Raw genomic sequence first — 14,208 nt, 5'->3', positions numbered from 1 at the left:
AAATGTGTCAGCACTTCAACCATGAAGTGGCGGGCAAGACGCCGAGGCACAATGCCGCAAGAGCAGAACCCCGCAGTCTCACCAGACCGGATGCCCTGGGTAGAAAAGCGGTCTGATCATCAAGGGGAACGAAAGATGACGCTTAACATAGCAGGACAATTTCGCGCGTTGGCCATGGCGGTTGCCGTCGGGCTCGCCGCCGCCCCCGCGGCCTATGCTGCCGATGCGGCCATTCCCACGACGCCCGAGGCGGGATCGTTCAAGATCGGCATCGAGCCCTGGCTCGGATATGGCCAGTGGCACGTCGCCGACGCCAAGGGCCTGTTCAAGACCAATGGCCTGTCGGACGTCCAGATCGTCAATTTCGCCGAGGACAAGGATATCAACGCCGCACTCGCCAGCGGCCAGCTCGACGCCGCCAATATCGCCACCCACACGGCGATGGGCATGGTCGCGGCCGGTCTGCCGGTGAAGATCGTGCTGCTGCTCGATGTCTCCATGACGGCCGATGCCATCGTCGCCGGCAAGGACGTCACCTCCATCGCCGATCTCAAGGGCAAGCAGGTCGCTTTCGAGGAAGGCACGACGAGCGACATCCTGCTCAAATACGCGCTCGCCAGGAACGGCATGTCGGTCGCCGATATCCAGCCGGTACCGATGCCCGCCGCCGATGCCGGCGGCGCCCTGATCGCCGGCCGCGTACCGGCCGCGGTCACCTACGAGCCATATCTCACCGTTGCCATGGCGCAGAACAAGGACGTCAAGCTGCTGTTCACCGCCGGCGAGGATCCCGGCCTGATCAGCGACGTGCTGGTGGTGCGCGACGAGGTGATCAAGTCGCGGCCCGGCCAGGTGCTGGCCATGATCAAGAGCTGGGACGCCGCGCTCAAGGACTATAACGCCGACACGCCTGGTGGTCGCGCCATCATCGCCAAGGCGGTCGGTTCCGACGTCAAGGACCTCAACACCGCTTTCGACGGCGTGCGCTACTACTCGCTCGCCGAAAACAAGACGGCGCTCACCGGCGAGTTTACCACCAAGACATTCGCCGATGTCGAAGCGGCCGCCAAGAACGCCAAGCTGCTCCAGGCCGATGTGACACCCGAGCAGATGATCGATCCGTCCTTCGTCAAGGCGGCGCAGTGACGAGATCCGGATCGCGGTGGTAACGCGGATGACCGGGGCGCCTCCCGCGAAAACCGGCTTGGCCCGCACGGCACCGGCGCCGGCCGCAAGACCGGCAAGACGCCGATCCTCCGGGATCGGCGTGCCCATCGCGAGGGCGCGCTTCCTGACCATAGCGGTGGCCGTCTTTGTTGGCCTTGGCCTTGCCTGGTGGGCGGCGACCGGGCTCGGATGGGTGAAACCCATCTTCCTGCCGTCACCCGGCAGCGTCGCGACCCAGATTGCCAAGCTCGCCGCCGACGGCACCTTGTGGCTCGATCTCAGGGCCTCGATGTACCGTATTTCCATCGGCTTCCTCCTCGCCTCGGCACTGTCCATACCGATCGGCGTGCTGATCGGCAGTTTCCGCTCCTGGGAGGCGGCCATCGAGCCGCTGGTGGATTTCATCCGCTACATGCCGGTCGTCGCCTTTGTGCCGCTCTCCATCCTGTGGGCAGGCACAGGCGACACCCAGAAATTCCTGATCATCTTCATCGGCACGTTCTTCCAGCAGGTGCTGATGATCATGGACAATGTGAAACGGGTGCCCGCCGATTTCATCGGTCTTGGGCGAACGCTCGGCCTGCCGGACCGCAAGATACTGACGCGCATCGTCGTGCCCAGCGCCTTGCCGGGCATATGGGACACGCTGCGCATCAGTCTCGGCTGGGCGTGGACCTGGCTGGTGCTGGCCGAACTCGTCGCCGCGACGTCCGGTCTGGGCTATCGCATCACCGTGTCGCAGCGCTATTTCCAGACCAACACCATCATCGGCTACATCCTGCTGCTCGGCGTGCTCGGCCTCATCACCGACCAGGTCATGAAGGCATTGGAGAAGGTGCTGTTCCGGCAGGACGGCCACTCGCAATGAGGAACCGCCGATGACTGTTCCCAAATTGCGGATCGCCGGTCTCGACAAGAGCTTCGGCACTGGCGAGCGGCGTACGCAAGTGCTGCGCGACATCAATCTCGACCTTGCCGACAATGAGTTCGTCTCGCTCGTCGGCACGTCGGGCTGCGGCAAGAGCACGCTGCTGTCGATCGTCGCCGGACTGCAGGATTTCGACGCCGGCGATCTCAGCATCGACGGCGCGCCGATCCTGCAGCCGGGCCTCGACCGCGGCGTCGTCTTCCAGTCCTACACGCTGCTTCCCTGGCTGACGGCGCGGCAGAATATCGAGTTTGCCCTCAAGGCCGCCGGTTATGATCGCACGAGCTGTCGCGAGATCGCGCTCGAGCATCTCGATCTCGTCAAGCTGTCGCAAAGTGCCGATCGCTTCCCGTCGGAACTTTCGGGTGGCATGAAGCAGCGCGTCGCCATCGCGCGCGCGCTCTCCTATCGCCCCAAAATGCTGCTGATGGACGAGCCCTTCGGCGCGCTCGATGCCTTGACCCGGCATCAGATGCAGGAACTCCTGACCCAGATCTGGGAAGAGCACCGGCTCACCGTGCTGTTCGTCACGCATGACGTCGAGGAGGCCGTCTATCTGTCGGACCGCATCGTCGTCATGGGCATCGGCCCGGGACGCATCATGAAGACGTTCAACGTCGACATCGAGCGCCCGCGCCGGGAAGAGGTGATGGAAACGCCAGCCTTCATGGATTTGCAGCGCGAGGTGCACAAGGCGATCCGCGAGGCATCAAGACGACCTGAAATGGCGTAGTCCCTGGCATCTTGAAGACGACCCAAGACGGCATCCGCCAAAAACGGCAATGTCTTCGCGCGGCGTCGTGGCACCGTCGACTGTCTTGCCGATGCCCGTCAATTCACGGCGCCGGTCAAGATTTGTTGACTTCCCGCGAAGCGGAAATGACTACCGCTCGTCTGTTTGTGGGACCATAAGACGGCCTGCGATCGGGCCGGCTGGCCCATACAAGGCAATCTTGCCTTTGATCCGGGATGCGCCACTTTGGCCAGGGCATACAAGCCACCTGCATGACGGAATTGGCCAGAGTATTGGACCAGCCTCAATTTGCCACCGAGCGCGACCCGAGGCTGAGGCTGATCATCCCGATCATCGTTGCCATCGCCTTTCTGATGGAGCAGCTCGATTCCACCATCATCACCACCGCGATCCCGGCCATCGCGCACAGCCTGGACACGACGCCGGTCAGGCTGAACCTTGCGATCACCACCTATATACTGACGCTCGCCGTGTTCATTCCCGTTAGCGGCTGGTTCGCCGACAGGTTCGGCGCGCGCAGGGTGTTCGCACTGGCGCTTTTCACCTTCACCCTCGGCTCGGCGCTGTGCGGCATGGCCGACAGTTTCGGCATGCTGCTGGCGATGCGCGCCCTGCAGGGGCTGGGCGGTGCCATGATGACGCCGGTCGGTCGGCTGATCCTGCTGCGCAGCTTTCCGCGCAGCGGCCTGATCACCGCCATGACCTACATGACCTTGCCGGCCATCATGGGGCCGGTCATCGGGCCGTTGCTCGGCGGCCTGCTGACCACCTACGCGTCGTGGCGCTGGATATTCTACGTCAACGTGCCGTTCGGCTGTGTCGGCATTCTGGCCGCGTTGCGCTTCGTCGACGACTTCCACGAGGAAGCGGTCCAGCGGTTCGACTTCGCCGGATTCCTGATGGTGGGATGCGGCGTGGCGCTGCTGCAATTCGGGCTGGAAAACATCGGCCGGCCGATCATTCCCGTGTCCGCGACGGTTCTGGTGCTGGCCGCTTCCGTCCTGCTGCTGCTCGCCTTCGGGCGCTATGCGCGCCGCGTCGTGGCGCCGGCCGTCGACCTGACGCTGTTCCGGTTTCGCTCGTTCTGGGTCGGCACGCTGGCGGGCGGCCTCTGCCGCGTGGGTCTCAACGGCGTTCCGTTCCTTTTGCCGCTGATGCTTCAGGTCGGCTTTGGCATGAGCCCGGTTACCTCAGGCTCGCTGACATTCGTCGGCAGTTTCGGCGCGCTGCTCATGCGGCCGCTGCTGTCGCCACTGCTGCGCCGCTTCGGCTTCAGTGTCGTGCTGATCGGCAGCGCCATAGTCGGCTCGGCCACCGTGGCGGGCTTTGCCCTGATGAGCCCCGATACGCCGCATTGGCGGATCGGTTTCTATGTCTTCCTGTTCGGCATCGTCCGGTCGGCGCAGTTCATGACCTCCAACACTTTGTCCTATGCCGATCTGCCGGCCGACAAGCTCAGCCGCGCCACCAGCCTCGGCGGCGTGCTGCAGCAGCTCAGCGTGTCGCTCGGCGTTTCGATCGCAGCCATGCTGCTGGGGCTGATTGCCGGCGAAAGCCACGTGCTCACACCGGAACGCTTTCACCAGGTATTCCTGCTGACCGCGATCATCCCGCTGATTTCCATTCCCGGCTTTCTATACCTGCGCGCCGAGGACGGCGTTCAGGTCAGCGGCCACGTCAGGGGATCTCGCAAGTAGGCCCTCTCGGGAAGGGCTTGGAGGCATTCCCGGTCGAACCCAGCCGATACCGCTCACGTCGCTTTGCCTGCCGCCGCATCCATTCCCATCTCTTCCTCGGAAATGTCGTCGAAGGAAGCGTAGTTCATGTTGTAGAGGCGGGCATAGAGGCCTTTCCTCTTCATCAGCTGCTCATGATTGCCGCTTTCGACGATCTCGCCATTCTGCAGGACGATGATGCGGTCGGCGCCGCGGATGGTGGCCAGGCGATGCGCGATGACCAGCCCGGTGCGCCCTTCGAGCAGTTTGATCAGCGCCTTCTGGATCAGCATCTCGGTGTAGGAATCGATGCTGGCGGTGGCCTCGTCGAGCACCAGGATTTTGGCATCGGCCACCAGCGCGCGCGCAAAACTGATCAGCTGGCGCTGGCCGAGCGAGAGATTGCCGCCGCGCTGCTCGAGTTCGGTGTCGTAGCCGTCGGGCAGGTCTTCGATGAAGTCGTGAGCGCCGACGGCAACTGCTGCGCGCACCACTTCTTCGCGGCTGGCGCCGGTCTTGTGATAGCGGATGTTCTCCAGCACCGTGCCGGAGAACAGGAACGGCTCCTGCAGCACCATGGCCACCTGGTCGCCCAGCGAATCCTGCGTCAGGTCGCGCACATCATGGCCTCCGACCAGGACTTCACCCGACCAAACGTCGTAGAATCGGTGCACCAATGCCATCGAGCTCGACTTGCCCGATCCCGTCGGGCCGACAAGCGCGACGGTCTCGCCCGGATTGACACGGAAGGTGATGTTCTTCAGCACCGGCTGGTTCGGCCGGTAGCCGAAGGTGACATTCTTGAACTCGACCGACCCGTCCATGTCGCGCGACAGCGCCACCGCGTTTTCCCTGTCGCTGACATCCACCGGCACGTCGAGCACTTCGGAGATGCGCTGGCCCGAAGCCATGGCGCGCTGCATGACGGAGTACTGCATGGTGAGCGAGCGGATCGGGTCGAAGAAGCGCTGGATATAGAACAGGAACGCCACCATGACGCCGACGTCGAGACTGTGCGACAGCACCATCGAACCGCCGACGACGATGACGGTCGCCATGGCGATGCCGGTCAGCGTATCGACGATCGGCACCATCACCTGCGCGTATTTCGCCGATCGCAGATGTGCGTTGAGATTGGCCAGCACCTTCTCGTCGTAAAGGTCGAAATTGACATGCTGTCGCTCCAGGCTCTGCACGGTGCGCACGCCGTGGATGCCTTCGGCCAGCGCGCCATTGGCGATCGAGTTGGTTTCGTGCGCCGCCATGAAGGCGACCTTGGCGCGCGGCAGCCAGAACAGGCGCACGATGAACAGCATCGGCATGGTCGACAGCGTCAGCAGGCCAAGCCGGAAGTCGAGCCACAGAAGCACTGTGACGATGCCGAAAAGAAGTACGATATCGCCGACGGACATGACCGACGTTTCGAGGAATTCCTGCATCGAATTGACGTCGCCCTGGAGGCGCGACATCAGCCGGCCGACCTCGGTCTTGTCCATGAAGCTCAGCGAGACCCGCTGCAAATGGCTGAACATGGCGCGGCGCAGGTCGGACAGCACATTCTCCGCCACCTTGCCGACGACGCTCTCCTGCACATGGCTGGCCGCGTAATTGATGAGGATGATCACCGTGAAAGCGATGATCGCGGTGATCATCACCGAGCCGTCGAGCCTGCCAGGGGCCATGCCGTGATCGATGGCGTAACGGATGACCAGCGGGATCGCCAGTTGCGTCAGCGTGAACACCAGCACGGTGGCGACCGAGATGAAGATCCGGCCCTGATACGGTCTGACGAAGCCCCAGATGCGCCTGACGATGCGCGGATCGTAGACCTTGCCGAAAACCTCTTCCTCGTCGCGGTGCGAGCCGACGACAGCCTTGGTCGGGCGACCGCTTTTATCGTCCTTTTCGTCGTCGTCCTGCGTCGACATCAGGCGGCTCCCTCGAGCCGGTCGTCGTCCGGCCGCAACTGCAGGTCGTGGAGCGCGCGATAGCGACCGCCCAGCGCCAGCAATTCCTCATGCGCGCCGCGTTCCACGATCCGTCCGCCCTCGACGAACAGGATTTGGTCGGCATGCATCAGCGAACTCAGCCGGTGCGAAATGATGAGCGTCACGCGATCCCTGGCGAAGCGCTTCATCGCCGCCCGGATCCGCTGCTCGGTGCCGGCGTCGACGGCGGCCGTGGAATCGTCGAAGACCAGCACCGATGGCCTAAGCATCAGGCTGCGCGCGATGGTCAGGCGCTGCCGCTGGCCGCCGGACAGCGAGGCGCCGCGTTCGCCGACGACCGTGGTATAGCCGGCCGGAAGCCCGATGATGTAATTGTGCAACTGGGCATATTCGGCGGCTTGCCCGATGCGGGTCTCGCGCGCCCAGGGGTTGCCATAGGCGATGTTGTTCTCGATCGAGGTGGTGAACAGGAACGCGTCCTGCTGCACGACGCCGACCGCCTTGCGCAGCGATTGCAGCGTGACCCCGCGTATATCCTGGCCGTCGATGGTGATCGCGCCCGAGGTGACGTCGTAGAAGCGCGGGATCAGATGCGCAATGGTCGACTTGCCGCTGCCTGGCGGGCCGACGATACCGACGGTCTCGCCAGGCCTGGCTTCGAAGGAAATGCCGGAAAGCGTCGGCCGCTCGCCCGCGCCCTCATAGCGGAAGCCGACATTGTCGAAGCGCAGCACCCCTTCGGTGATGACGAGCTCCCTGGCGTCGGGCGCGTCCTCGATGTCGAGTTCGGCATCGAGCAGTTCGAACAGCCGCGTGCCGCAGGTCGAGGCGCGCGCGAAGGAATTGACCATCAGGCCGAGCTGGCGCACCGGCATCTGCAATATGGTCATGAAGGTGAGGAACTGGGCTAGCGTGCCGACGCTGATCTGCCCCGCGATCACCTTCTGGCCGCCGAACCAGAGGACAAGTCCCATGGCGGCGAGGAAGGAGAAGTTCATGGCGCCGGTGTTGGAGACGCGGATGTCGACGCGCTCGTTGGCGAGGTCCAGCGCAGCCTGCTTGGCGCGGTCGAATTTGGCCAACTCATGCCGCTGTGCCGCGAAGGCGCGCACGACACGGATGCCGCCGAGATTCTCGTCCATCACCCGGCTCAGCACCGACAGCCGCTCCTGCAAGGTGAGCCAGGTGCTGCGCAGCCGGAGCTGCGTCACAGAAGAGCGCCAGGCGACGAACGGCACGAAGCTGAGGCTGAGCAACCCGAGCACGAGATCGATGCTGATCAAGAGATAGGCGCCGACACCGATCAGCACGCCAAGCAGGACCACGCGCAGGATGCCTGTCGAAAAGAACATGCGCACGCCGTCGAGATCGAGCAGCCCGAGCGTGATCAGGTCGCCGGTATGGACCTTGTCGTGGTAGGAAAAGCTCAGCCGCTGGATCTTCTCGTAGAAGGCGAGCCGCAGCTCATAGCCGGTCTGGTGGCCGACGGCCTCGCCATAATAGTTCTGCGCCATGGTGAAGAGACCGCGCAGAATGCTGACGACCAGCAGTGTCAGCGCCGTGTTCCACAGCGCCTGCTCGGCCGCGGTGCCGGCACCGGCGGCCATCACGCCTTGCGCCTGGTCGATGGCGCGTCCCAACAGGCGCGGAATGAAAAGCTGCAGCGTCGCGGCGATGAAGGTCGAGATGAGCGTGATGGCGACTTGCCAGGGGTGGCGCAGCGTCATGCGCACGATGCGCAGCAAGGTGCTGAGGCCCTTGCCCCAGGAGGCCTCCGCCACATGGGCAAATGATTTGCCGCGCTTGGCCGCGCTGGTTGCATCCGTTTGCAAGGAAAATACCCAGACCGTTGCGGACATTAGCCCGAACGAATGTAGCAGACTCAATCAGATAGCGCGATTTTACGCGCGTCCGACTTGCCCGTTCAAGGGGCCAATGGCGGCATCGCACTGTACCTGAAAGGCGATGCCCGCCATTTGCCGTCACCATCGCCACGAAATGTGGTCCGGCGCGGCGGCCTTATATCTCGGTGACGAATTTCGTCCTGAGATAGGCGTCGAGGCCTTCGATGCCGCTCTCCGAGCCATAGCCGGATTCGTTGACGCCGCCGAACGGCGTTTCCGGCGTCGACACCATCATATGGTTGACCCCGACCATGCCGGCTTCCAATGCCGCCTCGGTCTTCTGGGCAAGACTGAGATTGCGGGTGAAGACAAACGAAGCCAGACCGTAAGGCAGCGAATTCGCCCGCTCGATCATGTCGTCGAAGTTGGAGAAGGTGGTGGTCGGCGCGATCGGTCCGAACGGCTCCTCCGACATGATGCGCGCCGTGTCCGGAACGTCCCGCAGCAACGTCGGGGCGAAGAAGTAGCCCTTGTTGCCGATCCGCTTGCCGCCGGTGACGATGGTTGCTCCCTGTGCCGTCGCGTCGCCGACCAGGGCGTCCATGGCATCGAGCCGCCGCGGCGCGATCATCGGTCCCATCTGCACGCCGGTGTCGAGGCCGTTGCCGATCTTGAGCTTTTCGGCGCGCGAGGCAAATCCATCGATGAAGCGGTCATAGACGGCTTCATGCACGTAGAAGCGGGTTGGCGAGGTGCAGACCTGGCCGGCATTGCGGAATTTGAAGGCGACGACCGTGTCGAGCGTCTTGTCGAGATCGGCGTCGTCATAAACGATGACCGGGGCGTGACCGCCAAGCTCCATGGTGCAGCGCTTCAGCGTATCCGCGGCCTGCTTCTGCAGCAGCTTGCCAACCGCCGTCGAACCGGTCAGCGAGACCTTTTTGGGGATCGGCGAGGCGATCAGGTGGGACGAAACCTTCGCCGGTTCGCCGAAAACGATGTTGAGGACACCTGCCGGAAGACCCGCGTCCTGGAAGCAGCGGCCAATGGCCACGGCCGTTCCCGGCGTTTCCTCCGCCGGCTTCAGGATGATCGAGCAGCCGGCGCCAAGCGCGCCCGCGATCTTGCGGATGACATTGCTGGCCGGAAAGTTCCATGCGGCGAAGGCGACGACCGGCCCCACCGGTTCCTTGAGCACCATCTGCCGCACGCCGGGCAGCCGGGCAGGGACGATGCGGCCATAGGCGCGTTTGCCTTCCTCGGCATACCAGCGGGTCGCATCCGCCGCGAACTGCACCTCCCCGGTGGCCTCGGCCAGCGCCTTGCCGTTTTCCATGGTCAGCGTGCGGGCGATCGTGTCCTTGCGCTGCTCGATCAGATCAGCGGCCTTGTCCATGATCGCCCAGCGCTGCATGGCGGTCATCGTCTTCCATAGCCTGAAGCCTTTGAGCGAGGCCGCGAGAGCGCGGTCGAGATCGGCCTCCGTGGCATGCGGCACGGTTGCCAACGCCTCTTCGGTGGCGGGGTTGACCAATGTTTCGGACTTGCCGTCCGACCCCTGGCACCACACGCCGTCAATCAGCAACTCGATCGTCTCTGGATACATGTCCTGGCCCTTTCCGGTCCGGCGGTGCGCGGAAAGCCGCCGGCAGATTGCACGTCACAATAAAGTTTCCGCGACGGCTTGACCTGTACATTGTATACAGTATGGTGTCGACATGATTTTAGCGCGCATCCAGAAATTGTCGGTCGCGATTCCCGAGAACCTCGCTGAGATGCTTGAGGAGGAGATCATCTTCGGTCGCCTCAAATCCCTGGAGCGTTTGACCGAGGAGACGGTCGCCGCGCGCTACGGCGTCAGCCGGTCGCCGGTGCGCGAGGCGCTGAGGCTGCTTGAGCGCGACGGTCTGGTGATGCGTGAGGCCAGGCGCGGCATCTGGGTCTCGCCGATGACGCAACGGGATTTCGACGAGGTCTACACTTGCCGCATCGAGCTCGAGGGGTTGGTCGCCAAACAGGCCGCCGAATCCGCCGACATTGAAAAGAAGGCCGAGTTCAAGAACCTTCTGTCGGAGCTGAAGCAGGCTCAGGCCAGGAACGATGCGCGACAGTTCTTCATCGTCGACGTGCGCGGCTCTCTGCTGACCTACACGCTGGCAGGCAACAAGACCCTGACACGCTTGCTGGGCGGCCTGGAAAAGCAGGCCCTGCGCTATCGCTATCACGCCTACGAGCAGGATCCCAAGATCATCCAGCTGTCCCTGGACGACACGGCCCGCATCTATGACGCGATCACCGCGGGCGATGGCGAAAGCGCCAAGGCGATGACCGAAAACCTCATCCGGGAAATCTGGCAGAGCATGCGGGCCGGCATTCGCGACGCCTTCGGAGAGGGCTAGGTCGTGTCCAGCTTCTCGTCAGCGTTCAGCGTCATCGATTCCCACACCGCCGGCCACCCCACCCGAGTGATCCTGAGCGGCGTGCCGAAACTGTCCGGTTCGAGTGTGCGCGAGAAGCGGGACGATTTCCGCCAGCGCTTCGACCATCTCCGCCCGGCGCTTCTGCATGAGCCGCGGCCATGCGGCGATGGTCGGCCTGGTGCCGGTCGCCTCGGATTTGGCCGACTACGGCGCGTTCTTCATCTCGTCCTATGTCTATCTCGACATGTGCGGTCACGGCACCATCGGCCTTGCCCGGACGCTGGCCTTCACCGGGCAGATTTCTGCCGAGACAGGTGACAGCTTCACATTGGAAACGCCGGCGGGCGTCGTTTCGGTTCATCTGGTCTGGAACCAGGACGGCTCGCTGGACCGCGTGCGGATTGCCAATGTGCCGAGCTATGTCGGGCTGGAGCATCTCGGCGTTGCCGTCGAAGGTGTCGGCCAGGTCGATACCGCGATCGTCTATGCCGGCATGTGGTACGCGCTGGTAGACGCGGCCCCGCTCGGCTTCAGGCTGGTCCCGGACAATGCGTCGGCCTTGATGCTGGCTGGCTCCAGGATCAAGGACGCGATCAAGGCGGCAACCAGGGACATGCCGCTGCTGGCGGGCGCGGCCGCGCCGAGCGTGCTGTTCTACGATGCCGACAGCGAAACCTCGGCGACGCATTTTCTCGTCCTGGAATCCAACAAGTTCGACCGCTCGCCTTGCGGCACGGGCACGTCGGCGCGCCTGACCCATCTGCTTGGGAAGGGGCTGATCAGCCCCGGCCAGACTTATCACGCCAAAAATATCTTCGGCATTCCGTTCGAGGCGCGCCTGCAACGGCGCGTCGAGGAGCAAGGCCGCGAGGCGATGATCATCGAGATCGAGGGCGCCGCCTTCATCACCTCGACCCAGACCATTTACTTCGAGAAGAGCGACCCTCTCTCGCAGGGATTTCTAAGCCGGTAATCACCAATAAACTCAGAAAAGGGGAATGAGATGAAACTGACAGTACTGCGTACGTTCATGGCCGCTTTGACCATTGGCCTCGGCCTGCTCACGGCACCGATCACCGCTTCGGCCGACGACAATCCATCCGCCGTCATCGACCAGATCCGCGCCAGCGGCGTGCTCAAGGTTCCGGTGATGACCGGCGAGGAGCCGGGCTACATCAAGGATCCGGCCACCGGCCAGTGGAGCGGTTTCTACTACGAATTCCTGGGCGAGATCGCGACCCAGCTCGGCGTCAAGCTCGAACCGGTCGAGACGACCTGGGGCAATTTGGCCGCCGATTTCCAGTCCAACAAGATCGACATCGCCATCGGCGTCAATCCGAACCCGAAGCGCGGCCTCGTCGTCGATTATCTCTGGGAGCCGCTGTTCACCGACGCCTGGGCCGTGCTGACGCCTCCCGGCAAGCCGGTCAAGACCTGGGCCGAACTCAATTCGCCGGACAAGACCGTCGTCGTGCAGAAGGGCAGCACCATGCAGGTCGTCGCCGAAGCGTTGCTGCCGAAGGCCAAGGTCACGCCGGTGGAAGATCGCGGCCTGGCGCTGATGGAACTCCAGGCTGGCCGCGCCGATGGTGTCGTGCTGTCCATTTTCGATGCGCTGCAGATCACCAACCAGAAGATCGGCAATGTCTCGCTTCCCGAGCCGATCCTGCGCAACCCGGCAACGCTTGCCGTCGCACGCAAGCCCGGCAATGCCGGTTACATCAACTTCCTGACCAACTGGATCCTGCAGGAACGTTCGCTCGGCCTCGCCCAGGGCAAGCTTGCCCGTTCGTGGGAAGCCCGGGGCATCGACCTGTCGATCCTTCCGGCAGGTTTTTCCTTCTGATCGCAACGGCCTGACCGCCGCCTGGTGCGGCGGTCAGGCCGCCACTGGACGTGCATCGCACCAGTGAGGACAACATGCTGTTCGACTACACCGTCATAACCAACAATATCGGGCTGCTCTGGCAGGGCCTCCTGATGACGCTCTACTTCACCGTGATCACCATCGGTGCGGGCATGCTGATCGGCTTGTTCATCGGGCTTATCCAGCTGAGCACGTTCAAGCCACTGGTCGTCCTCGGCCAGATCTATGTCGAGTTTTTCCGCAACATTCCGCTGCTCGTCACGCTGTTGTGGGTCTACTACGCATTCCCGATCTTCGCCGGCATCAATGTTACGAAATTCTGGGCCGGCTTCATCGGGCTGAGCTGCTATGTCGGCTCCTTCTACGCCGAGATCCTGCGCGCCGGCGTTCAGTCGGTCGATCCCGGGCAGACCGATGCGGCGACGGCGATCGGCATGTCCTACGGCCAGCGCATGCGGCGCATCATCCTGCCGCAGGCTTTCCGCAAGATGATCCCGCCGCTGGCTGGCCAGTCGATCATCCAGATGAAGAACACGACGCTGCTGTCGATGATCACGGTCCCGGACCTGCTCTATCAGGCGAGCTACATCTCGAGCTTCACCTATCGGCCGATGGAAGTTTACACCGCCGTCGGCGTCATCTTCCTGATCATCCTGGTGCCGCTGACGCTCCTGTCGCGGAAACTCGAAAAGAGCGGGGCCAGCGTAAAATGAGCATCACCCAATCGAATAACCCCGAAAAAAGCGGCAAACCGGTCCTGCGGCTGGAGAGCATCTGCCTGAAGTTCGGCGACAAGCGGGTGCTCAACGGCATCGACCTGTCGGTCGTCGAAGGCGAGGTGGTCGTGCTGATCGGCGCCAGCGGATCGGGCAAGACATCGCTCCTGCGCTGCATCAACCTGCTCAACGTGCCGAGCAGCGGCGGCATCGTTATCGATGACGAGACGCTGTTCATGAGGCAGGCCGATGGCAAGAGCGTCGCCCAGATACCGGCCCAGGAGGTCAACCGTATCCGCTCCAAGACCGGCATGGTTTTCCAGCAGTTCAACCTCTTCCCGCACATGACGGCGCTGGAGAACGTCATGGAAGGCCCGGTCATCGTCAAGAAGAAGCCGAAGGAGCAGGCACGCCAGAAGGCGATGCAACTGCTCGATCTGATGGGCCTGGCGCAGCACGTGGACAAATATCCGCGCCAGCTTTCCGGTGGCCAGCAGCAGCGTGTGGCCATTGCCAGGGCCATGGCCATGCAGCCCAAGGTGATGCTGTTCGACGAGCCGACCTCGGCGCTTGATCCAGAACTCGTCGGCGAGGTCATGAAGGCGATGGTGGAACTGGCCAAAAGCGGCATGACCATGGTGATCGTCACCCATGAGCTCGGCTTCGCCTTCGAGGTCGCCGACCGGGTGGTATTCCTCGATCAGGGACTGGTAGCGGAACAGGGCCCGCCCGCCAAGGTATTGCTGCATCCTGAACATCCGCGTCTGAAGACGTTCGTCGGCCGCTTCCATGAAGCGGCCGACCTGCTTCGCCCGTTCCTCGAGGCGCGTGAGGCCGAGAAGGCCTGA

At 63.3% G+C, this 14,208-nt stretch carries 11 protein-coding genes and 1 pseudogene; 9 read left to right on the top strand and 3 right to left on the bottom strand.

The features are described 5' to 3' along the window. Positions 1-135: 135 nt before the first annotated feature. The 4 genes from LB564_RS14045 (at position 136) to LB564_RS14030 (ending at position 4,546) form a co-directional block, all read left to right on the top strand. Complete coding sequence (locus tag LB564_RS14045; protein ID WP_224538543.1) at positions 136-1,146, top strand: ABC transporter substrate-binding protein; 1,011 nt, start codon at positions 136-138, stop codon at positions 1,144-1,146. Positions 1,147-1,267: 121 nt separating this feature from the next. Then, positions 1,268-2,035 carry an ABC transporter permease gene (locus LB564_RS14040; RefSeq protein ID WP_210242270.1) on the top strand — a complete coding sequence of 256 codons (768 nt, stop codon included), beginning with the start codon at positions 1,268-1,270 and terminating at the stop codon, positions 2,033-2,035. A gap of 10 nt (positions 2,036-2,045) precedes the next feature. Further along, positions 2,046-2,828 (top strand): ABC transporter ATP-binding protein, encoded by a 783-nt coding sequence (locus tag LB564_RS14035; RefSeq protein WP_140705255.1) that lies wholly within the window; start codon positions 2,046-2,048, stop codon positions 2,826-2,828. Between the two features lie 293 nt (positions 2,829-3,121). Next, entirely contained in the window at positions 3,122-4,546 is a 1,425-nt protein-coding gene (locus LB564_RS14030; RefSeq protein ID WP_224538541.1) for a DHA2 family efflux MFS transporter permease subunit, read from the top strand. A 53-nt stretch (positions 4,547-4,599) separates the two neighbouring features. On the opposite strand, the gene LB564_RS14025 is transcribed toward LB564_RS14030, so the two are convergent. From LB564_RS14025 to LB564_RS14015, 3 genes are all read right to left on the bottom strand, one after another. Further along, positions 4,600-6,492, bottom strand: a complete 1,893-nt coding sequence (locus tag LB564_RS14025) for an ABC transporter ATP-binding protein (protein WP_224538539.1) — start codon at positions 6,490-6,492, stop codon at positions 4,600-4,602. Then, positions 6,492-8,372 carry an ABC transporter ATP-binding protein gene (locus LB564_RS14020; protein ID WP_411910158.1) on the bottom strand — a complete coding sequence of 627 codons (1,881 nt, stop codon included), beginning with the start codon at positions 8,370-8,372 and terminating at the stop codon, positions 6,492-6,494. The genes LB564_RS14025 and LB564_RS14020 overlap by 1 nt, the downstream gene beginning before the upstream one ends. A gap of 160 nt (positions 8,373-8,532) precedes the next feature. Next, positions 8,533-9,963 carry an NAD-dependent succinate-semialdehyde dehydrogenase gene (locus LB564_RS14015; RefSeq protein ID WP_224538534.1) on the bottom strand — a complete coding sequence of 477 codons (1,431 nt, stop codon included), beginning with the start codon at positions 9,961-9,963 and terminating at the stop codon, positions 8,533-8,535. A gap of 112 nt (positions 9,964-10,075) precedes the next feature. Between LB564_RS14015 and LB564_RS14010 the strand changes: the two genes are divergently transcribed. The 5 genes and pseudogenes from LB564_RS14010 to LB564_RS13990 all read left to right on the top strand — a co-directional run bounded on the left by LB564_RS14010 (position 10,076) and on the right by LB564_RS13990 (position 14,208). Beyond that, positions 10,076-10,756 (top strand): GntR family transcriptional regulator, encoded by a 681-nt coding sequence (locus tag LB564_RS14010; protein ID WP_140705262.1) that lies wholly within the window; start codon positions 10,076-10,078, stop codon positions 10,754-10,756. Positions 10,757-10,759: 3 nt separating this feature from the next. Continuing rightward, positions 10,760-11,750 (top strand): annotated as a pseudogene (locus LB564_RS14005) (proline racemase family protein). A 30-nt stretch (positions 11,751-11,780) separates the two neighbouring features. Next, positions 11,781-12,623, top strand: a complete 843-nt coding sequence (locus LB564_RS14000; RefSeq protein ID WP_224538532.1) for a transporter substrate-binding domain-containing protein — start codon at positions 11,781-11,783, stop codon at positions 12,621-12,623. Positions 12,624-12,673: 50 nt separating this feature from the next. After that, complete coding sequence (locus LB564_RS13995; RefSeq protein ID WP_411910159.1) at positions 12,674-13,357, top strand: amino acid ABC transporter permease; 684 nt, start codon at positions 12,674-12,676, stop codon at positions 13,355-13,357. Continuing rightward, entirely contained in the window at positions 13,354-14,208 is an 855-nt protein-coding gene (locus LB564_RS13990; protein WP_224538531.1) for an amino acid ABC transporter ATP-binding protein, read from the top strand. Before LB564_RS13995 ends, LB564_RS13990 begins: the two co-directional genes overlap by 4 nt.

This window comes from Mesorhizobium sp. ES1-6 (assembly GCF_020164775.1).
Lineage (GTDB): Bacteria > Pseudomonadota > Alphaproteobacteria > Rhizobiales > Rhizobiaceae > Mesorhizobium.
Note: the sequence above shows the minus strand (reverse complement) of the source record. Positions and strands in the feature narration are given on the sequence as shown.

Excerpts from the sequence above, each read along its gene's own strand:
- LB564_RS13990 (WP_224538531.1), top strand. The coding sequence starts at position 13,354 with ATGAGCATCACCCAATCGAATAACCCCGAAAAAAGCGGCAAACCGGTC.
- LB564_RS14045 (WP_224538543.1), top strand. The coding sequence starts at position 136 with ATGACGCTTAACATAGCAGGACAATTTCGCGCGTTGGCCATGGCGGTT.
- LB564_RS14010 (WP_140705262.1), top strand. The coding sequence starts at position 10,076 with ATGATTTTAGCGCGCATCCAGAAATTGTCGGTCGCGATTCCCGAGAAC.
- LB564_RS14015 (WP_224538534.1), bottom strand. The coding sequence starts at position 9,963 with ATGTATCCAGAGACGATCGAGTTGCTGATTGACGGCGTGTGGTGCCAG.
- LB564_RS14025 (WP_224538539.1), bottom strand. The coding sequence starts at position 6,492 with ATGTCGACGCAGGACGACGACGAAAAGGACGATAAAAGCGGTCGCCCG.
- LB564_RS14020 (WP_411910158.1), bottom strand. The coding sequence starts at position 8,372 with ATGTCCGCAACGGTCTGGGTATTTTCCTTGCAAACGGATGCAACCAGC.
- LB564_RS14000 (WP_224538532.1), top strand. The coding sequence starts at position 11,781 with ATGAAACTGACAGTACTGCGTACGTTCATGGCCGCTTTGACCATTGGC.
- LB564_RS14035 (WP_140705255.1), top strand. The coding sequence starts at position 2,046 with ATGACTGTTCCCAAATTGCGGATCGCCGGTCTCGACAAGAGCTTCGGC.